This is a genomic window from Gordonia hirsuta DSM 44140 = NBRC 16056 (assembly GCF_000333015.1).
In the GTDB taxonomy this organism is placed as follows: domain Bacteria; phylum Actinomycetota; class Actinomycetes; order Mycobacteriales; family Mycobacteriaceae; genus Gordonia; species Gordonia hirsuta.
Window position 1 is genome coordinate 239,660 of record NZ_BANT01000002.1, and the last position, 20,184, is coordinate 259,843.

Consider the following 20,184-nt stretch of genomic DNA (forward strand, 5'->3'; position numbering starts at 1 on the left):
CGATCCTAATACGCGGCGGACCGCACCGAGCCTGTCCGCGATCGACGACGGTGCTGTGTCACGATGGCTGCCATGTCTCCGGATCCGCTGTCTCTGACCGATGTCGCGATCACCGTCGCCGCCGCCCCGGCCGCCAGTGCCGAGCTGTATACGGCGTTGCTGGGAGCACCGGTGGGGCCCGGCCACTGGGCCGCAAGCAACGCCTCGGTGACCGTTCGCGGGGACGATGAGCCTGCATGGGCGGCCTTTCAGGTCGCCGACCTGCCGGGCGCGGCAGCGCTGCTGGCACGCCGGGGACGGGACGTATCCGGCCCCGATCACGCTGGTGCGCGCCGGCTGGTGTCAGAACCTGCGCTGGGGATCGTCGCCGACGCCGGGGCCAGCGCCGGTGCGCCGGCGCTCGACCACGTCGTCTTCACCGCCGCCTCGGTCGACGCGGCGGTCGCCCTGTTCGCCGGATGCCTGGAACTGAATCTGCGGTTGATCCGTGAATTCGGCGAGCTGTCGCAGCTGTTCTTCCGGTCGGGCAGCACGGTGGTCGAGGTGCTCGCCGGCCAAAGGGGAGCGGCGGTGGACACCGGCGGATCCGGCGACGATCAGGACCGCCGGACGGTCGGACTGTGGGGGGTGGCGTGGCGCTGTGCGGACCTGGATTCTGAACACCGGCGATTGACGCAGGCCGGTCTCGAACTCAGTGAAATCCGCACCGGCCGCAAGCCCGGGACTCGGGTCGCCACGATCCGTGAGCATGCGCTGGGAACCCCGACCATTCTGCTGGAGCAGGCGCCCCGGCCCGATCGGTAGCAGCACCGCTGCCGGCCGCCAAAGTCCCGGCCGGCAGGACCGGTCCGATACCGCCGAGGAGGTCCGGCGGCCGTGTACGCTTCACTCATGACCACTCCCGACCATCCGGAGCAGCCGGAGCAGCACGCCCAGTCGGAGCCACCGCCGATCTCACCGGACGCCCTACCGCCGGCCGGGAACTACCCGCCACCGCCGTACCCGCCGCCGGGACCAGGATTCGCGCCGCCGGGCGGCTACCCGCCTCCCGGTTCCGAGTACCCGGTGGCGCCGCCGTCGGGACGCGCGGATTTCGGCCAGGCGCTGACGTGGTCGTGGCAGGTGTTCTCACGCCGGCCTGGACCGATGGTCCTCCCGGGTCTGCTGATGCTGGCCAGCACGCTGGTCGGCATCATCTTGATCGTGGTGGCGCTGCTGTGGATGTTCGGCGACTCGTTCGTCTACGACGAGTACGGAATGGAAGTGGCGAGCACCACGGATTTCGTGGTCAACGCGGGCGGCGTGGTGCTGCTGGTTCTGGCGGGTCTGCTGATGGCGATCGCCACTCCGTACCTGCAGGGCGCCGTGCTCTCCGGGGTCCTGAAGGTCTCCGACGGCACCCCGGTCTCGGCCCGGGACTTCCTCGTGCCCGTGAGATTCGGGGCTTTCCTGGTGACCGTTGTGCTGACCGCGATCGTCGTCATGATCGGCTTTGTTCTGCTGGTGATTCCGGGTCTCCTGGCGATTTTTGCTCTGCAGTACGCTCCGGTGATGGTCCTGGATCAGAAGAAGTCTCCGATCCAGGCGATGACCGCCTCGGCCCGGCTGGCCTTCGCCAAACCCGGCGACAGCGTGCTGGTGGCGATCCTGCATTACGTATTCGGCTACGTTGGCAGCCTGGCCTTCGGGCTGGGCGCCATTGTGACCCTGCCGATGGGGGAGGCCTTCCTGGTGCACTGCTACCGGAGTCTGGTGTCCCGGCCGGTTCCGCCGGGCCTCACCTGACCCTGTCCCCCTGGGTGGGGAGCCGGCAGGATCGGCCCCGATACTCAGTCTGCTCCCGGATGCCGGCGTGCCAGCATCTGGACGCGCAGGGTGTCGTAGACGGGTTCTGAACGCAGCGCGACAGCCACGATCATCGCGCAGGCGGCGGTGGTGACCATCGCGATAGACAAGGTGTTGAGCGCGCACATCTCACTCACCAGCACGACTCCGGTGAAGGGTGCGCGGACGGAGGCGGCGAACAGGCCCGCCATTCCGGCGACCATCAGGACCACCCGAAGGTCGTCGTCGACGGGAATCCCGACGACGTCGGCGAGGCGGGAGAAGAACAGACCGCTAAGGGTGCCCAGTGTGCGAGCATCGGGGCGAAGAGTCCGCCGGGGGTGCCGGCGGCGTAGGAGACCGGGCCGGAGAAGAAGCGCAGCACCAGGTAGAGCGTCAAGGTCCAGAACGCCAGATTCCTCCCGTCGAGCAGTGACTGTGCGACGTCGTCGCCGCCGCCGACGATCTCCGGCAGGTAGACCAGTGCGACGCCGATCAGGACACCGATCGCGGCCCCCTTGACGACAGCGGGTAGCCGCAGGTCGCCGATTGCGGCGTGCAGACGGGTCACCACCAGGTTGTACGCAGTACCCAGCAACCCGGTGAAGACACCGAACGCTGCGAACAGCGGCAGGTATTCGGTGCCGGGATCGGGAACCAGGGCCACCGTGAAGTCCGGATGGTTGCCGAGCACGATGCGGGAGCAGCTGATGGCCGCGGCCACGGCCACCATGGTCCACACCAGGTACCGCACTCGGATCTTGTGTGCGACCTCCTCGAAGACGAAGACGGCTCCGCCGATGGGTGCGTTGAAGGCCACGGCCAGACCGGCTCCGGACAGGCAGGTCTGCAACACTCGGATCTCGTCGCGGGCGGCCCGGCCGATCCGCCCGGCCAGTGCGCCGAAGGTGGCGCCCATGTGGACTGTCGGGCCTTCCCGGCCCAGCACCATGCCGCCGACCCCGATGCTCAGGGCGCCGCCGATGAACCGGGCCGGAATGGTGCTGGGGCGGGCGGCGTCGTCTTCGCCACGTTCGACGGCCTCGACCTGCTGGATCCCGCTGCCGGCCGACATCGGCCACCGGGTACCGATCCAGGCGCCGAGCGCGGCGGCACCGGCTGCGACCATGATCATCACCAATGGTCCCCACCAGCCGTGCTGTGTCGCCCAGGCGGCGAACGACTCGCGCCACGCATCGGCTTTGAGGAGAACCCAGCGGAAGGCGCCGCCGGTGAAGCCGGCGGCGATACCGGCGATCAGCGCCAGCAGCGTCAGATAGAACATGGTGCGAGAGCCCGGAAAATCCGAGTCGGCCAGTGCCGGCTCGGGGCCGGGATCGTCCGACGGAACCGGGTCCGGCGCGGCGCAGTCACCGTCCTCTGGCTGCTGTCGCATCAGACCTCCCGGTTTCGGCACCGCCCGCCGGCGGTGACTCCGTGACAGCGCCGGTCCGGTCGGCGCTGTCGATGCAGACCACCCCGGCTCTGAACAGGGCCGGGGTGAGTGTGTTTTCGAGGGTGTCCGAGGGGGGACTTGAACCCCCACGCCCGTTAATAGGGCACTAGCACCTCAAGCTAGCGCGTCTGCCATTCCGCCACTCGGACTCGTGCACGTTCCGCGTTGTCTCCCGCGGCGCGCCGTGTAACTCTAACCAAGGTCGCCGGTGTATCCCAAATCTCCCGGTCGACGGGACCCGCGCCGCTCGGCCGGGCGCTCCCCGACCGGCTGGGAAATGGGATTGAATGGTGAGGTGACTACCCCGCGCGCGACCGATGAAGTAGTGGATCTGGTGAGCCGACTGATCCGCTTCGACACCTCCAACACCGGCGAACCGGAGACGACCCGTGGTGAGGCCGACTGTGCCAAATGGGTCGCCCAGCAGCTCGAAGAGGTCGGCTATGTGACCGAGTACGTCGAATCGGGGCAGCCCGGTCGCGGCAATGTCTTCGCCCGGCTGGCCGGTCCGGCTGACAGCGATCGGGGCGCACTGCTGGTGCATGCGCACCTGGACGTCGTTCCGGCCGCCGCCGAAGACTGGAGCGTCGATCCGTTCTCCGGGGCGATCCGTGACGGCTACATCTGGGGCCGCGGTGCGGTGGACATGAAGGATATGGCCGGGATGGCGCTGGCCCTGGCCCGCCAGTTCAAACGAGACGGCGTCGTTCCGCCGCGGGAGATCGTCTTCGCATTCCTGGCAGATGAGGAGGCCGGTGGGACCTGGGGCTCGCAGTGGCTGGTGGAACATCGGCCCGATCTGTTCGAGGGGATCACCGAGGCGGTCGGCGAGGTGGGCGGATTCTCGCTGACCGTCGACCGGCCCGACGGCGAGATCCGGCGCCTCTACCTGGTGGAGACCGCCGAGAAGGGATTGAGCTGGATGCGCCTGACCGCCGAGGGGCGGGCGGGCCACGGTTCGTTCCTGCACGAGGAGAACGCGGTCACCGAGATCGCCTCGGCGGTGGCCCGGATCGGCGCGCACACCTTCCCCCTGGTGATGACCGAATCGGTTGCGCAGTTCCTGGCAGCACTGTCGGAGGAGACCGGACTGGAATTCAGCCCCGACACCCCGGATCTGGAGACCGCACTATTCAAGATCGGGAACCTGGCACGCATCATCGGGGCCACTCTGCGTGACACCGCGAACCCGACCATGCTCTCGGCCGGATACAAGGCCAATGTGATTCCGCAGAGGGCCGAAGCGGTGATCGACTGCCGGGTCCTGCCGGGCCGCCAGGCCGAGTTCGAGGCGACGATCGATGAGCTCATCGGCCCGAACGTCCGCCGCGAGTGGATCACGCATCTGGACGCGGTCGAGACGACCTTCGACGGGCATCTGGTCGATGCGATGAACGCGGCGATCCTGGCCCACGATCCGCAGGGCCGCACCGTGCCCTACATGCTCTCGGGCGGCACCGATGCGAAGGCCTTCGCCAAACTGGGCATCCGCTGTTTCGGCTTCTCACCGCTTCGGCTGCCGCCGGACCTGGATTTCGCCGCGCTCTTCCACGGCATCGACGAGCGGGTGCCGGTGGACGCTGTGCTGTTCGGCACCGATGTTCTGGAGCACTTCCTGCTCCACTGCTGACGGCGCTGGCCGTCGCGGCGGCGCCGACCGAACCCGAAAGCGGTCGGGCGCCGGAGGAAGTCTGCTGTGATGGACCCAGGGTGTTCGACGATCTCATGGCCGGGAACCTTTTGGTGATCGGTGTTCTCTGACCTTGTGAACAACCCAGTACACCCCGCCCCGTCGGGGTCGACCAAGGAGACAGCAGCCATGCAGGGTAAGCCGACAGATCCGACCACCACCGGGACCGGGAGCGAGACCGAAGGTGTCCCGACCGGATTCTCCGAAGCCGATCTGCCCGAAGGGATGACCCTGGACTCGGTGGTCGACGTCGACCGCGACGGAATCCCGGACGTCGCCCACGTCACCGATGCCGACGGCACCAAGATGAACGTCTATCTGGACTCCGAGGGCGAGGTGCTGCTGGTGGAGAGCGATCAGGACGGTGACGGGAACATGGATACGGTCACCTATGCCACCGAAGACGGCAGCATCGTCCAGGAGGTCGACGTCGACGGTGACGGCTCGGTGGATGTGCGCACCGTCTCGACTGCGGACGGGCAGACCTATCAGGTCGACCAGATCGAAGACGGCGTGGTGGTCTCCTCGACCTTCGATCTGGACGGCGACGGCGTAGGTGATGTGTCCCTGGTGGACCTGGACGGTAACGGCACCCTGGAGTCGGCCGTCCTGGATCTGGACGGCGACGGCATCGCCGATGTGGTGGTCTCGGATCTGGACGGGGACGGTATCCCCGATTCGATCACCACCGCCTATGGCGGCCCGGACTTCCTGCCGGATGAGCTGAGCGCGCCGGGCGAGGACAGCGGGGTTCCCTACAACCTTCCGGATGTGGACGCCGAACAGGCCGCCGTCGACGTGGACGACCTCGACCTCTGAGTCGGACCTGGCCGGTGCCACCCAACCTCCCGGCGCCGGCGGCGCCGATGGGCCAGGATGGGAGATGAGCCTTGAGTCTCATGCAGCCCCGTCGACCCGATTGAGAGGAACCGCAGTGAACTCCTACGACCCCTATGCCGCGCTCCCGCCCCTGCCCCGGATCACCGTCACGTCCACCGATTTCAGCGAGGGACAGACGCTGCCGATGGCACAGGCCTCCGCCATCTTCGGCGCCGGCGGCCAGGACGTCTCCCCACAGCTGAGCTGGTCGGACTTCCCGGCCGAGACCAAGAGTTTCGTGGTGACCGCCTACGACCCGGATGCGCCTACCGCCGCCGGTTTCTGGCACTGGGCGGTCGCCGACATCCCGGTGTCGGTCACCTCGTTGCCCGCCGATGCGGGAGCTCCCGGCAGCGCCGATCTGCCGGCGCAGGCCGTGACCCTGCGTAACGACGCGGGGCTGGCGCAGTTCGTCGGTGCGGGCCCGCCGCCGGGGCATGGGCCGCACCGGTACTTCTTCGTCGTCCACGCCGTCGATGTGGAATCGCTGGACCTGCCCGAGGGGGCGAGCCCGGCGTTCTTGGGCTTCAACCTCTTCTCGCACGCGATCGGTCGCGGCAAGCTCATCGGCATCTTCGAGCAGCCCGGCAACGACTGAGTACCGGCTGCGGCCGCCGGCGATGGCGGTAACGAATGCGCGGCGATTTCCTCACTGTGACCAGTGTGACTATTGGTGCTTAAGTGACTTCGCCTCTATGGTGGATTCTGATCGTCAACGATGTTTGGCGACCGAAACGACCAACGGAGAGGAGCGGAACCGTCATGAGGACGAGCATTCGAATCGGACTGGGCGCCGCAGCCGCGTTCGCCGCAGCCGGGCTGACCGCCGGCATCGCCGGCGCAGAGGTGACCGACGCCAACCACACGGCCACCGGGGTGGTCAAGGACAACGGCCGCCAGGTCGACGTGATCATCACGACCGACAAGCAGAAGGCCGACCAGACCTGCGACATCAGTCTCTATCCGGTCGGCAGCAGTGCCGCCGCCGATGCCTTCGCAGAGAATCTGAACACCGGTAAGGCCACCGAGTCGACCGACGACCAGGCGGCGGCCACCGCCGGTCTGGATAGCGCGATTCTGGTGCAGGAGAAGGCTGTCGCAGTCACCGCCGGCACGCCCAAGACCGTCACACTGACGGTTCCCGCCGAGAAGGTGGCGACCTCCTACACCGTCAGCGCAGTCTGCGATACGGCCGAGACGGCCACCGCCCGCTCGGCCGAGAGCAGCCAGCGGGCCGTGACCACGGTGGTGGGTCAGTCGGCCACCACACCCGGCACCTCGACCGGCAACGGCAGTCTGCCGGACTCCCTCAGCGGGGTCCTCGGCGAACTGCCGGAGGCACTCACTGGACTGCTCGGCGACGTCCTCGGTGGTCTGCCGACCGCCTGACCGGAATCGAACCGGCCCGATCGGCGCCCGGTACCACCGGCTGTTCCCCGTCGCGCGCGCCGAGGCGGGGAACAGCCGTCTGCAGGTGCCGGTATCGGTCCGTAGCAGCGATCGGCACCGACGCGAACACCAGCGACAAGCGCCCGGGCCAGCGTCAGGAACCAGAACCGACCGCTTCGGACAGATGGGAGAAGCCGCCGTCACGCAGTCGCTGGGCGAGACCGGCGTTGAGTTCGCGCAGCCAGACCGGCCCGCCGTAGATGAACCCGGTGTAGACCTGCAGCAGGCTGGCACCGGCGAGGATACGTTCCCAGGCATCGTCGACGGTCTCGATGCCGCCGACGCTGATGAGCGTGACCGAGTCACCGACCCGCACGTGCAGTCGCCGCAGAACCTGCAGCGAACGCTCGCTGACCGCCGGGCCGGACAGCCCACCGGCGCCGATCACCTCGACCTCGGCCGCCGGGGTGCGCAGACCGGCACGCGAGACGGTGGTGTTGGTGGCGACGATCCCGGCCAGACCCAGTTCGATCGCCAGATCGGCCACGGCGTCGACATCCTCGTCGGACAGATCGGGGGCGATCTTCACCAGTACCGGCACCTCGGCGACTTCCTGTACGGCCGCCAGAATCGGGCGCAGGGACTCCACCGCCTGCAGGTCGCGCAGACCCGGGGTGTTGGGGGAGGAGACGTTCACCACCACGAAATCGGCGAGTGGACCCAGCAACCGGGCACTGAACCGGTAGTCGTCGATCGCCTCGTCGACCGGCACCACCTTGGTCTTACCGATGTTGGCGCCGATCGGCACCCGGCGCGGTCCCGGCCGTGGTTCGGCCAGCTTCAACGCCGCTGCCGACGCGCCGGGGTTGTTGAAGCCCATCCGGTTGATCAGCGCCCTGTCGGCGGGCAGGCGGAACAACCGCGGCTGCGGGTTGCCCTCCTGGGACTGGCCGGTGATGGTGCCGATCTCCGCGTAACCGAAGCCCAGCTGTCCCCAGGCGTTGACCGCCTCGGCGGACTTGTCGAAACCGGCCGCCAAGCCGATGGGTGCGGGAAAGTCGACACCGAAGGCACGCGAATGCAGCACCGGATCGTGCGGTGCCAGGAGCCCCGCGATCAGCGAGCGCAGGATCGGGGCGTTACCGGTGAACTGCAGCAGCCGGGCCACGATCCGGTGGATCCGCTCGGGCGGCACCTGGAACATCAGGGCCCGCAGCGGCGGGTACAGCAGCCGGTTCAGCAGAGACAGGACGGCGCCGCGGCGCCGAGCGGGAGGGGTCGTCATGGGATGTTCGAGTCCTATCGTCCGGCCTGGATCAACGTGCGTGGGACCACCTGAAGCCCGTCGCCGCGCTGGGAGATCAGATACAGCATCCCGTTATCCGGATCGGCACGCATCGCCGCCACCTGGGCGACCGTGGCGAAGCGGACCAGTTCGCGCGGTTCGCCGGTGCTCAGGTCGTAGCCGATGGCCTGGTTGTCTTCGGTGGTCGAGACCCACAGCAGCTTCTGGTTCTGATCCCACGCCACCGCCCATGGACTGGCGGCCACCGGATAGCGGAAGCGCATCACGATCGGCGTGCCGAAGAATCCGAGCAGTTGGTCATCGGGCGTGTTGGTCAGCAGAACACGGCCGTAGGAGTCGATCGTGGCCACCGCGGCGCCGTTTCCGGCCCGCAGGGCGGCCTTGCGATCGCCGGTGGCGATGTCGACGGGGGCGACCATCGACTGGGCGCGATCGACCACGATCACCTGTCCGGCCACCTCGGAGGACTCCGGAGCCACCAGAATCTGGTTCACCTGCACGAAGTCGTGAATGTCGCGCTGCAGCTGACCGGAACGGTTCAGCACCCGCAGGTGCCCGTCGGAGGTGCCGACCAGGATCTGATCGTCGGTCACCGCCAGGGACAGGACCGGGCCCTGCCCGCCGGCGACGCGCGTGACGGCGCCGGCGCGGTCGACCCGCGCGATCTGATCGGGCGTGGCCGCAAGAAAACCGTCCCCGTCGTCGATCACGGCGGTGACCCCGGGCAGGTCGACCTCCCGCGGGGCGGGGGTGTCGGCGGCACCCGGTGCGGTATGCAGACGGAGGAGACGATCGGTGCCCAGCACCGCCACCTGCGAACCGGCCTGCGCCAGGGCGGTACCGCCGGCGGTCTGCACCACCGTGCCCTGCGGCTGGCCGCTCTGCGGTGGGGAAGCGGCCGGTGTGGCCGGTTCGACCGTCGGCACATCGCCGGCGCCGCTACCGGAGCTGACATCGTCATCGCCACATGCGACGAGGCTGGCGGCCAGGGCGGCAGCGACGACGGCGACGGCGAATCTGGAGGGTACGCGCATGCCTCCATCTTGCGCGATCGGATCGTCGGCGTGTGCGGAGGGTGGGGTGCGGCAGTAGGTACAGTGAACCCCCGTGACTGATATGACTTGGGCGCAGTCCATCGTTCTAGGGGCCGTGCAGGGCCTGACCGAATTCCTGCCCATCTCCTCCTCGGCGCACCTGCGGATCGTGTCGGAACTGTGGTTCCACGATGACGCCGGCGCCTCGTTCACCGCGGTCAGCCAGCTGGGCACCGAACTGGCGGTGCTGGTCTTCTTCGCCAAGGACATCGGCCGGATCATCGCCGCCTGGTTCGCGGGCCTGCGCAATCCGGCACGGCGCGGGCTGGACTACCGTGTGGGTTGGTATGTGATCTTCGCGACCATCCCGATCGTGGTGCTCGGTTTCATCTTCACCGACCAGATCCGCACGGTGGGCCGCAACCTGTGGCTGATCTCGATCATGCTGATCCTGTTCTCCTTCGTCTTCGTGATCGCCGAACGGTTCGCCACGCAGCGGCGCGGCCTGGATCAGCTCTCGCGCACCGACGCGATCGTGATGGGTCTGGCCCAGTGTCTGGCACTGATCCCCGGGGTCTCGCGCTCGGGCGCCACCGCCAGCGCGGGCCTGTTCCTGGGGCTCAACCGCGAAGCGGCCTTCCGATTCTCGTTCCTCATCGCCATCCCCGCCGTGGTGGGCTCGGGCGTCTACAGCCTCAAAGACGCTTTCGAGCCGTCCGATCAGGGGCTGCAGGCATCCGGCGGGCAGATCGTGCTGGCCACCGTCATCGCCTTCGTCGTCGGCTACGCCGCCATCGCCTGGTTGCTGCGCTTCGTCAGCGATCATTCGATGAACTGGTTCGCCGGATATCGGATCATCCTGGGTGTGACGATGCTGGCGCTGCTGGCCACCGGGGTGGTCTCGGCGACCTGATCCCGGCACCGGTACGCGGTATCGGCAGCGCCACGCCCCGGCGCGGCCAGCGCACCCCTAAGCTGACGCCATGACGGTGATCTTGGTGCGGCACGGCCGGTCCACGGCCAATACCTCCGGTGTACTGGCCGGGCGCACGCCCGGAGTCGGGCTCGACGAGATCGGTGCGGCACAGGCCGCGGCCCTGACGGGCCGGCTCGGCGGAGTGCTCGGCGATCTCAACGCCGTGGTGCGCTCACCGTTGCAGCGCTGCGCCGAGACGGTCGCCCCGTTGGTCCGTTCGCTGGCCGAGCGGCCCGGCGAGGGCGCACCGGAGATCATCGACGACCAGCTGGCCGAGGTCGACTACGGCGACTGGAGTAACCGGCCGCTGACCGAGCTGGTCGGCGAGCCGTTGTGGAAAGTGGTGCAGCAGCAGCCTTCGGCAGCGGTCTTCCCCGGCGGCGAGGGGCTGCTGGACGTGTCCCGCAGAGCCACGGCCACGGTGCGGGCGTTGGACAAGATCTACGGTGGGCCCGACGGCACCGGGCTGTGGCTGGCGTGCTCTCACGGTGACGTGCTCAAGGCGATCCTGGCCGACGCTCTGGGAATGCACCTGGACGCATTTCAGCGCATCGTGGTCGACCCGGCGTCGATCAGTGTCGTGCACTACGCTTCAGCGCGGCCCTACGTGCACACGGTCAACAATCCCGGCGACCTATCGCTGCCGCCGCGACCGGCACAGGCCGCAGCGGTGGGCGGGTCCACCGGAACCCCGTGAACCGCGCGGCCCGCAGGTACCGTTGAGATGGTCGCCCAGAGGAAGGAAGGGAGTCCCGATGGCACGCACGATTCATGAGTTCCGCCGGCCCGAGCGGTTCGTCGCCGGAACCGTCGGCCAGCCCGGCGATCGGACGTTCTTCCTCCAGGTGACCTCCGGTGCGCAGACCCTCAGTGTGCAGATCGAGAAGCAGCAGGTGGTGATCCTGGCCGACCGGCTCGGCTATCTGCTCGACGAGGTCGAGCGGCGCTTCGGCACCCCGGTGCCGGCGGAGGCCGATGTCACTGACACCTCACCGCTGGAGATGCCCATCGACGCCGAGTTCCATGTCGGTTCGATGGGACTGGGCTGGGACGCCGAGGCAGCCTCGGTGGTCGTGGAACTGCTGGCGGTCACCGATGAGCCGATCGACGAGGACGTCATCCTCGATGACACCGCGGCCGGCCCGGACACCGTCCGGGTATTCCTCACCGCCGAGGCGGCACGGGAGTTCTCCGCGCGCTCACAGCGGGTGGTGGCAGCGGGCCGGCCGACCTGCCCGCTGTGCAACCAGCCGCTCGATCCCGGCGGGCACATCTGTGCGCGCAGCAACGGGTACAAACGCGATGGTGAATTCAGCCGTTCGCTGGAGTTCGTCGACCCCGAGGTCCTGGCAATGTTGGGACGGCTGATGCCCGGCTTCGACGCCGCCTTCGAGGCCGAGGACCTACCGGCGCCCGGATCGGATGCACCCGGACCGGCGGCCGACGGCGACGATACGCACGACAACGGCACCGACGACAACGGCACCGACGACAACGGCACCGACGACAACGGGTCGGACGAGAGCGGCGGGGACGCACCGGGCGGAACCGGGCCCGGTGGGGGCGGACCCGCCGGTCGCACGTGAGCGACCCTGCGCTGCGTCGCCTGCTCGGCGAGGGTGAGCTGGCGCTGATCGAGCAGATCCCCTCGGCCAGTAACCTGACCCTGGCCTGCCGGGTGAGCCTGGACGGGCAGACGGCCCGCTGCGTGTACAAGCCGATCCGCGGGGAGACGCCGCTGTGGGACTTTCCCGACGGCAGTCTTGCCGGACGCGAGGTCGCGGCCCGGATGGTCGATGCGGCCCTGGGCTGGGATCTGATCCCCGAAACCGTCCTGCGCGCGCAGGGACCGCCGGAGGCCGAGCTGGGTCCGGGGATGGTGCAGGCGTGGATCGACCAGCCGGCCGAGCCGACCGCGCCCGAACCGATCGAGATCGTTCCGGTCGGGGACATCCCCGACGGTTACATCCCGATTCTGCGGGCGCACGACGACGACGGCACCGTGGTGGCTCTGGCGCACGGCACCGGTGAGCGGCTGCGGCAGCTGGCGGTGCTGGACGTGGTTCTGAACAACGCCGACCGCAAAGGTGGGCATATCCTCCTCGATCAGCAGGGCCGGCTGTACGGCATCGACCACGGGTTGACCCTGCACACCGAACCGAAACTGCGGACCCTGCTGTGGGGGTGGGCCGGGACGCCTGCCGATGACCGCCTGCGGGCTGATCTGGCCGGTCTGCGGGATCGGCTCGGCGCTGACCATGATCTACGAGAAGCCTTGTGCGCCTTGATTTCCGAGGCCGAACTGGGCGCACTGATCGAGCGGGTGACGGCGCTGGCGGAGGGGGCGGAGTTGCCGTATCCGCCGCACCAGCGTGCCATCCCGTGGCCCCCGTTCTGAGGACCCCGATAGACTCGTCGGCATGCAATCCTGGCCGTCGCCCACGGTTCCCGAAATCCCCGGCACCGGACCCGCACTGCGGCTGCACGACACCTCCGATGAGCAGGTGCGACCGGTGGCACCCGGACCCGTCGCCACCATGTACGTCTGCGGTATCACCCCCTACGACGCCACCCACCTGGGACACGCGGCGACGTATCTGGCCTTCGACATCATCCACCGGGTGCTGCTCGATCAGGGCCACCAGGTCCACTACGTACAGAACATCACCGACGTCGACGATCCGCTGTTCGAGCGTGCCGCACGCGACGGCATCGACTGGCGCGACCTGGGGGCCCGCGAGATCGATCTGTTCCGCTCGGATATGGAACGGCTGCGGATCCTTCCGCCGCGGGACTACATCGGCGCCGTCGAATCGGTCGACGAGGTGATCGAGGCGGTTGGGCAACTCCTCGCTTCGGGAGCCGCCTACATCGTCGACGACCCCGAATACCCCGACGTCTACTTCCATTCGGGGGCGACCGGCACGTTCGGCTACGAATCCAACTACAGCCGTGAGCTGATGGACCGGCTGTTCGCCGAGCGCGGGGGAGACCCGGACCGTCCCGGGAAGAACGATCCCCTCGATGCGCTGCTGTGGCGGGCCGCCCGCCCCGGAGAGCCGTCGTGGGAGGCGCCGTTCGGTGCCGGCCGGCCCGGCTGGCACATCGAATGCTCGGTGATCGCCCTGAATCGGCTCGGCGAAGGCTTCGACATCCAGGGCGGCGGCAGCGATCTGATCTTCCCGCACCACGAGTACTCCGCCGCGCACGGCGAAGCACTGACCGGTCAGCGCCGCTTCGCCCGGCACTACGTGCACGCGGGCATGATCGGCCTGGACGGGGAGAAGATGTCCAAGAGCCTGGGCAACCTGGTGCTGGTCTCCCGGCTGTGCGCCGAGGGAATGGATCCGCGGGCGGTGCGACTCGGTCTGTTGAACGGTCATTACCGTCAGGACCGGATGTGGAGCGACAACGTGCTCACGGCCGCGCGCACCCGGCTGCAGACCTGGCAGCAGGCGGTCCTGGCTCCGCGCGGTCCGGACGCGGCCGAGACGATCGGCCGGGTGCGCACCCATCTGGCCAACGACCTGGACACCCCCAAAGCCCTGGCGGCCCTGGACGCCTGGGCCAAGGACACGCTGACCGGGCTCGGCGCCTCGGCGTCGGCCCCCGGGCAGATCGCCGATGCCGTCGATGCGTTGCTGGGTGTGGACCTGCGTGCCGACCCGTGCGGCCCGCGGGTCGGTTAGGCTGCCGGCGTGGCCCATGTGACACAGATCCCCGAGACCGCCGACACCGGTGTGTTCACGGTGGTGACCCACACCTCCACCTATCTGATCGACCTGGGCGAGAAGACGCTGCTGCGGGCCCCCGGCGTGGGTCGACATGAGGACGTCTCCTGGGAGGTCAGCGATCTGCTCCGGGACTCCGAGGACATTCCCCTGATCGGGGTGCGCAGCTGCCGGGTCGGTGAACCCGCACAGTTCTGGGTCAGTGCCGCCGATGATCCGGACGTGCGGACCTGGCGCATCACCACCCCGGTGGTGCAGATCGAACGGATCGACTGAGCAGCCGCCCGCCGGCCGTCACCGACGGCTATTCGGGTCCGCGGCCGCGCAGGTACCGCTCGAATTCGGCCGCCAGCGTGTCGCCGTCGACCTCGGTGAGCGGATCCCCCGGCGATTCGGGCTCGTCCTCGGAGTCTTCGCGCTCCTCCAATTCGCGCACATAGGTCGACATCTCATCGTCTTCGGAGAGCATGTCATCGATCGACTCCCCCCACTGACGCGTCTGCTCGGGCAGCATGCCCAGCGGGATCGGTGTGGCCAGGATCGTCTCCAACCGCTCCAGCAGGGCCAGCGTGGCCTTCGGGTTCGGCGGATGGCCCAGATAGTGCGGGACCGAGGCCCACAGGGAGATCGAGGGGATGCCGGCCTCGACGAAGGACTGCTGCAGGACGCCGGTGATCCCGGTGGGCCCCTCGTACGTAGAGGCGGTGATGCCGTACTGTGCGGCGGCTTCGGGGGTGTGCGCCGAGCCGGTGATCGGCACCGGCCGCGTGTGTGGCGTATCCGCAAGCAGGGCCCCGACTGTGACCACCAGCTCCACATCCAGTGCCATGGCCACGTCGACGATGTCCTCGCAGAAGGCACGCCAGCGCAGATTGGGTTCCATCCCCATCACCAGGACCAGATCGTGTTCGCCGCCGGGAATCCGGCAGTAGGAGATGCTTGTCGACGGCCACTCCAGCCGCCGCGTCACCCCGCCTGAGCTGCGGATCATCGGGCGTGAGGTCTGGTAATCGTAGTAGTCGTCGGGGTCGATGTCGTAGAGCTCGGCGGCATCCCAGGTGAGCGACAGATGTTCCAGGGCCGCCGAGGCCGCATCGCCGGCGTCGTTCCAGCCGCCGAACGCCGCCAGCAGCACCGGGCGGCGCAGTTCCGGCAGGGCATCGGGGGTATCGCGGCTCACAGCGACCAGCCTACGGACACCGTCGAAACAGGGCGAACTACCCTGGTGGTCATGCCAGTGACTCCTCCTGACCCGTCCCGCTACGACACCACCTTCCTCGAGGCGATGTCCCAGCGGGTGTTGATCGGCGACGGTGCGATGGGAACCATGCTGCAGGCGGCGGATCTGAGCGTCGACGAGGATTTTCTCGGCCTGGAAGGCTGCAACGAGATCCTCAACGACACGCGACCCGATGTGCTGGCCCAGATCCACCGGAGCTACTTCGAGGCCGGAGCCGATGCGGTGGAGACCAACACCTTCGGCTGCAACCTGTCGAACCTGAGTGATTACGACATCGCCGACCGTATCCGCGAGCTGGCGTTCAAAGGCACGTCGATCGCGCGCGCGGTCGCCGACGAGATGGGCCCGTCGCCGCGCGGCGACCGATACGTCCTCGGCTCGGTCGGTCCGGGCACCAAACTGCCCAGCCTGGGACACGCCACCTTTGCGGTGATCCGGGACGCCTACATCGAGTGCGTACTGGGCATGCTCGACGGCGGGGCCGATGCCATCCTGATCGAGACCTGCCAGGATCTGCTGCAGCTCAAAGCCGCAGTGATCGGTGCGCGGCGGGCGATGGAACAGTTCGGCCGGCACCTGCCGATCATCACCCACGTCACCGTCGAGACCACCGGCACCATGCTGGTCGGATCCGAGATCGGTGCCGCCCTGGCCGCGATCGAACCCCTTGGGGTGGATGTGGTCGGCCTGAACTGTGCGACCGGGCCGGAGGAGATGAGCGAGCACCTGCGCTACCTGTCGAAGCACTCGCGGCTGCCGGTCTCGGTGATGCCCAACGCCGGACTGCCGGTGCTGGGACCCAACGGCGCCGAATACCCGCTGAGCCCCGAGGACATGGCGCAGGCACTGGCCGGCTTCGTGCGCGAGTTCGGTCTGCAGTTCGTCGGCGGCTGCTGCGGCAGCACCCCCGAACACGTGCGTCAGTTCGCCGAGGCGGTCGCCGCGACGATCCCGGCGATTCGCACCCCCGACCACGAGTCGGAGACCTCCTCGCTCTACACCGCGGTGCCGTTCAACCAGGACGCCAGCTTCCTGGTGATCGCCGAGCGCACCAACTCCAACGGCTCCAAGGCCTTCCGCGATGCGATGATCGCCGAGGACTATCAGACCTGCCTGGAGATCGCCAAGGAACAGACTCGCGACGGCGCACACATGCTCGATCTCAACGTCGACTACGTCGGCCGCGACGGTGCCGCCGATATGCGGGCGCTGACCGGCCGGCTGGCCACCGCCTCGACCCTGCCGATCATGATCGACTCCACCGAACCGGACGTCATCCAGGCGGGTCTGGAACACCTGGGCGGACGCAGTGCGGTGAACTCGGTGAACTACGAGGACGGGGACGGCCCCGATTCACGGTTCACCCGCATCATGGAGCACGTCGCCGAGCATGGTGCGGCGGTGGTGGCTCTGACCATCGACGAGGAGGGTCAGGCCCGCACCGCCGACCACAAGGTTGCCATCGCCGAGCGGCTGATCGCCGACCTGACCGGCAACTGGAACCTGGAGCAGGAGGACATCATCATCGATGCCCTCACCTTCCCGATCTCGACCGGTCAGGAGGAGGTGCGCCGGGACGGGATCGAAACCATCGAGGCCATCCGGCGGCTGCACGAGAAGTACCCGGAGGTCCACTTCACCCTCGGCGTCTCCAACATCTCCTTCGGGCTCAACCCGGCGGCCCGGCAGGTGCTGAACTCGGTGTTCCTGAACGAATGCGTTCAGGTGGGCCTGGATACCGCGATCGTGCACGCCTCCAAGATTCTGCCGATGGCCCGCATTCCCGAGGAGCAGCGGCAGGTGGCGCTGGATCTGGTGTACGACCGCCGGCGCGCCCCCGGTACCGACGGCCCCGACGATCCCGGCTACGACCCGCTGCAGCGACTGATGGAGCTGTTCGAGGGCGTGTCGGCGGCTTCGGCACGAGAATCGCGAGCCGCCGAACTGGCCGCCATGCCGCTGTTCGAGCGGCTGGCCGCCCGCATCGTCGACGGTGAACGCAACGGACTGATCGACGATCTGGACGAAGCGCGCGCCCAGATCCCGCCGCTGGAGATCATCAACGAGCATCTGCTGGCCGGGATGAAGACGGTCGGCGAACTGTTCGGTTCGGGCCAGATGCAGTTGCCCTTCGTGCTGCAGTCGGCCGAGGTGATGAAGACCTCGGTGGCCCACCTGGAGCAGTTCATGGAGGCCAGCGGCGAAGACGGTAAGGGGCGCATCGTGCTGGCCACGGTCAAGGGCGATGTGCACGATATCGGTAAGAATCTGGTCGACATCATTTTGAGCAACAACGGCTACGACGTGGTCAACATCGGCATCAAACAGCCGATCGCCACCATCTTGTCGGTGGCAGAGGAGCACAACGCCGATGTCATCGGCATGTCTGGACTGCTGGTCAAATCGACGGTGGTGATGAAGGAGAACCTGGAGGAGATGAACACGCGCGGGAAGAGCCAGATCCCGGTTCTCCTCGGCGGCGCCGCCCTGACCCGCACCTACGTCGAGGGTGATCTGTCGGAGGTGTACCAGGGGGACGTCCGTTACGCCCGCGATGCCTTCGAAGGGCTCACGCTGATGGACGAGATCATGGCCGTCAAACGGGGGGAGGGCCCGGACCCCGACAGTCCGGAGGCCAAAGCCGCCGCCGAGAAGGTCGCCGAACGCAAGGCCCGCCGGGAACGGTCTCAGCGGATCGCCGCCCAGCGCAAGGCCGCCGAACCGAAAGTGGAACTGCCGGCCCGCTCGGATGTGGCCGCCGATAACGAGACGCCGACTCCGCCGTTCTGGGGCACCCGCATCATCAAGGGCATCAAGGTCGCCGACTACTCCTCGATGCTCGACGAGCGGGCCCTGTTCCTGGGACAGTGGGGTCTGCGTGGCACTCGGGGCACAGGCGGCCCGGATTACGACGAACTGGTCGAGACCGAGGGCCGGCCACGGCTGCGGTACTGGCTCGATCGGCTCGCCACCGAGGGCATCCTGCAGCACGCCGCGGTCGTGTACGGGTATTTCCCGGCCGTCAGCGAAGGCGATGTGCTGCACGTGCTGACCGAACCGCGTCCGGATGCGCCGGTAAGGCACAGCTTCGAATTCCCCCGCCAGCAACGGCCCAGGTTCCTGTGCGTCGCCGACTTCATCAAGTCCCGGGAGCAGGCGCTGGCCGACGGCCACGTCGATGTGCTGCCGTTCCAGCTGGTCACGATGGGTACGCCGATCGCCGACTTCGCCAACGAACTGTTCGCGGCCAACGCCTACCGGGACTACCTTGAGGTCCACGGAATCGGTGTGCAACTGACCGAGGCGCTGGCCGAATACTGGCATCAGCGGGTCCGCAGCGAGCTGATGTTCGCCGACGGGACCGCCGCCGACGACGACCCCGATGCCACCCAGGGCTACTTCGATCTGGAGTACCGCGGCGCGCGGTACTCGTTCGGATACGGCGCGTGTCCGAATTTGGAGGATCGTGCCAAAATGGTCGATCTGCTGGAGCCGGACCGGATCGGTGTGGAATTGTCGGAGGAACTGCAGTTGCATCCGGAGCAGTCCACGGACGCGTTCGTGCTGCATCACCCCGAGGCCAAATATTTCAACACCTGAGTACGTCGACACCTGAGAGTTCTTCATCTGGAACGTGCCGTTCGCGGCGACCCTCCGAATGCACTGACGCGGCCGGACCACAATGTAAGGAAGAGTGAACAACGTGACAGCAGTGGCGATCGTTCTTGCCCTCATCGCATCGGTGCTGTTCGCCGTTGCTGCGGTGCTGCAGCAGAAGGGGACCGAGGGCATCGCCGACGACGACTCCCTGGGCCTGGGTTTCTTCGCCACCTTGGTGAAGCGCAAGGTGTGGGTGGCCGGCATCACCGCCGATATCGCCGGGTTCATCTTCCAGGCGGCGGCGCTGGCGATCGGCAGCCTGTTGCTGGTGCAGCCGCTGCTGGTCTCGTCGTTGCTGTTCGCTCTGCCGTTGGCCGCCTACGGGCAGCGACGTCGCCTGCGAGCTAGCGAATGGTTCTGGGCCGCGGTGCTGATCGCCGCGCTGATCATTTTCCTGGTGCTCGGCGAGCCGAGCGAGGGCATCACCCAGCCGACGCTGAAATCCTGGATCTTCCCGCTGGCCTTCCTCGTGATGGTCACGCTGGTGTGCGTCCGAGGCAGTTCCCGCATGCCGCACGGCAGCGCCCGGTCGCTGGTGCTAGCGATCGCCGCGGGTATGCTGCTGGGCTTTTCGGCGGCGTTCACCAAGACCGGCATCGACGCCTTCGGTAAGAGCCTTCTGGACGGTCTGGCGTCATGGGAGTTCTGGGCGATGGCGGTCACAGCCACGCTGGGCACCCTGTGGCAGCAGTCCAGTTACCAGGCCGGGGACGTGCAGACCAGTCTGCCCACGGTCACGGTAATGAAACCGATGGTCGCCATGGCCCTGGGGCTGACGATCTACCAGGAGCATCTGCGGGTGGAGAAGGCCGGCGACGTGGCCGTCATTCTGGCGCTGATCGCGATGTGGCTGGCCACCTTCGCGCTCGGTCGGCTGGGGGCGCCGGCGCAGTTCTCCGCGGCGACGGGCGATACCACGCACACCTTGGCCGATACCGCCACCGATGCCAGCCCCGGCAGCGACGGACCGACCGGCGCACCGAGCAGCTCGTCCTGAGG

The 20,184-nt window shown here is 67.9% G+C and carries 19 protein-coding genes and 1 tRNA gene; 14 read left to right on the top strand and 6 right to left on the bottom strand.

All coding sequences use genetic code 11. The annotated features are described in order from the left end of the window. Window positions 1–72 precede the first annotated feature (72 nt). Complete coding sequence (locus GOHSU_RS01245) at window positions 73–804, top strand: VOC family protein (RefSeq protein ID WP_024332693.1); 732 nt, start codon at window positions 73–75, stop codon at window positions 802–804. An 87-nt stretch (window positions 805–891) separates the two neighbouring features. Beyond that, entirely contained in the window at window positions 892–1,785 is an 894-nt protein-coding gene (locus GOHSU_RS01250) for a YciC family protein (RefSeq protein ID WP_155820853.1), read from the top strand. 44 nt (window positions 1,786–1,829) lie between these two features. On the opposite strand, the gene GOHSU_RS17125 is transcribed toward GOHSU_RS01250, so the two are convergent. The 3 genes from GOHSU_RS17125 to GOHSU_RS01260 form a co-directional block, all read right to left on the bottom strand. After that, window positions 1,830–2,132 carry a chloride channel protein gene (locus GOHSU_RS17125; protein ID WP_345917282.1) on the bottom strand — a complete coding sequence of 101 codons (303 nt, stop codon included), beginning with the start codon at window positions 2,130–2,132 and terminating at the stop codon, window positions 1,830–1,832. Continuing rightward, window positions 2,048–3,220, bottom strand: coding sequence for a chloride channel protein (locus GOHSU_RS01255; protein ID WP_005935523.1), 1,173 nt, complete (start codon window positions 3,218–3,220; stop codon window positions 2,048–2,050). The genes GOHSU_RS17125 and GOHSU_RS01255 overlap by 85 nt, the downstream gene beginning before the upstream one ends. A gap of 123 nt (window positions 3,221–3,343) precedes the next feature. Beyond that, window positions 3,344–3,429, bottom strand: a tRNA-Leu gene (locus GOHSU_RS01260). 128 nt (window positions 3,430–3,557) lie between these two features. On the opposite strand from GOHSU_RS01260, the gene GOHSU_RS01265 reads away from it, so the two are divergent. The 4 genes from GOHSU_RS01265 to GOHSU_RS01280 all read left to right on the top strand — a co-directional run bounded on the left by GOHSU_RS01265 (window position 3,558) and on the right by GOHSU_RS01280 (window position 7,238). Further along, on the top strand, window positions 3,558–4,910 hold the full coding sequence (locus GOHSU_RS01265) for a M20/M25/M40 family metallo-hydrolase (protein WP_428829738.1): 1,353 nt from the start codon (window positions 3,558–3,560) through the stop codon (window positions 4,908–4,910). Window positions 4,911–5,099: 189 nt separating this feature from the next. Then, window positions 5,100–5,789, top strand: a complete 690-nt coding sequence (locus GOHSU_RS01270; RefSeq protein ID WP_005935527.1) for a hypothetical protein — start codon at window positions 5,100–5,102, stop codon at window positions 5,787–5,789. Window positions 5,790–5,904: 115 nt separating this feature from the next. Next, the gene (locus GOHSU_RS01275) at window positions 5,905–6,447 is read left to right on the top strand and encodes a YbhB/YbcL family Raf kinase inhibitor-like protein (RefSeq protein WP_005935529.1); all 543 of its coding nucleotides are present in this window, start codon (window positions 5,905–5,907) and stop codon (window positions 6,445–6,447) included. Window positions 6,448–6,611: 164 nt separating this feature from the next. Then, entirely contained in the window at window positions 6,612–7,238 is a 627-nt protein-coding gene (locus GOHSU_RS01280; RefSeq protein ID WP_005935532.1) for a hypothetical protein, read from the top strand. A 154-nt stretch (window positions 7,239–7,392) separates the two neighbouring features. On the opposite strand, the gene GOHSU_RS01285 is transcribed toward GOHSU_RS01280, so the two are convergent. Together GOHSU_RS01285 and GOHSU_RS01290 are read right to left on the bottom strand one after the other, a co-directional pair. Beyond that, window positions 7,393–8,523 (bottom strand): quinone-dependent dihydroorotate dehydrogenase, encoded by a 1,131-nt coding sequence (locus GOHSU_RS01285; protein ID WP_005935534.1) that lies wholly within the window; start codon window positions 8,521–8,523, stop codon window positions 7,393–7,395. A 14-nt stretch (window positions 8,524–8,537) separates the two neighbouring features. Next, window positions 8,538–9,578, bottom strand: coding sequence for a WD40 repeat domain-containing protein (locus GOHSU_RS01290; RefSeq protein ID WP_005935537.1), 1,041 nt, complete (start codon window positions 9,576–9,578; stop codon window positions 8,538–8,540). A 73-nt stretch (window positions 9,579–9,651) separates the two neighbouring features. On the opposite strand from GOHSU_RS01290, the gene GOHSU_RS01295 reads away from it, so the two are divergent. The 6 genes from GOHSU_RS01295 to GOHSU_RS01320 all read left to right on the top strand — a co-directional run bounded on the left by GOHSU_RS01295 (window position 9,652) and on the right by GOHSU_RS01320 (window position 14,561). Further along, window positions 9,652–10,491, top strand: a complete 840-nt coding sequence (locus GOHSU_RS01295) for an undecaprenyl-diphosphate phosphatase (protein WP_005935541.1) — start codon at window positions 9,652–9,654, stop codon at window positions 10,489–10,491. Between the two features lie 70 nt (window positions 10,492–10,561). Further along, window positions 10,562–11,251 carry an MSMEG_4193 family putative phosphomutase gene (locus GOHSU_RS01300; protein ID WP_005935544.1) on the top strand — a complete coding sequence of 230 codons (690 nt, stop codon included), beginning with the start codon at window positions 10,562–10,564 and terminating at the stop codon, window positions 11,249–11,251. A gap of 58 nt (window positions 11,252–11,309) precedes the next feature. Further along, window positions 11,310–12,140: a DUF3090 domain-containing protein gene (locus GOHSU_RS01305; protein ID WP_005935547.1), complete on the top strand. Its 831-nt coding sequence runs from the start codon at window positions 11,310–11,312 to the stop codon at window positions 12,138–12,140. Further along, window positions 12,137–12,952, top strand: coding sequence for an SCO1664 family protein (locus tag GOHSU_RS01310; RefSeq protein ID WP_005935550.1), 816 nt, complete (start codon window positions 12,137–12,139; stop codon window positions 12,950–12,952). Before GOHSU_RS01305 ends, GOHSU_RS01310 begins: the two co-directional genes overlap by 4 nt. A gap of 22 nt (window positions 12,953–12,974) precedes the next feature. Further along, window positions 12,975–14,243, top strand: a complete 1,269-nt coding sequence (gene mshC / locus GOHSU_RS01315; RefSeq protein WP_005935553.1) for a cysteine--1-D-myo-inosityl 2-amino-2-deoxy-alpha-D-glucopyranoside ligase — start codon at window positions 12,975–12,977, stop codon at window positions 14,241–14,243. Between the two features lie 9 nt (window positions 14,244–14,252). After that, window positions 14,253–14,561, top strand: coding sequence for a hypothetical protein (locus GOHSU_RS01320; RefSeq protein ID WP_005935555.1), 309 nt, complete (start codon window positions 14,253–14,255; stop codon window positions 14,559–14,561). Between the two features lie 28 nt (window positions 14,562–14,589). Here the strand turns inward: GOHSU_RS01320 and GOHSU_RS01325 are convergent, their stop codons facing one another. Beyond that, window positions 14,590–15,465 carry a PAC2 family protein gene (locus GOHSU_RS01325; RefSeq protein WP_005935560.1) on the bottom strand — a complete coding sequence of 292 codons (876 nt, stop codon included), beginning with the start codon at window positions 15,463–15,465 and terminating at the stop codon, window positions 14,590–14,592. Between the two features lie 51 nt (window positions 15,466–15,516). On the opposite strand from GOHSU_RS01325, the gene metH reads away from it, so the two are divergent. Then, a complete protein-coding gene (gene metH, locus GOHSU_RS01330; RefSeq protein WP_024332695.1) occupies window positions 15,517–19,125 on the top strand; it encodes a methionine synthase in 3,609 nt (1,202 codons plus the stop codon). A gap of 103 nt (window positions 19,126–19,228) precedes the next feature. Beyond that, a complete protein-coding gene (locus tag GOHSU_RS01335; protein ID WP_169317519.1) occupies window positions 19,229–20,182 on the top strand; it encodes a DMT family transporter in 954 nt (317 codons plus the stop codon). Window positions 20,183–20,184: the final 2 nt, after the last annotated feature.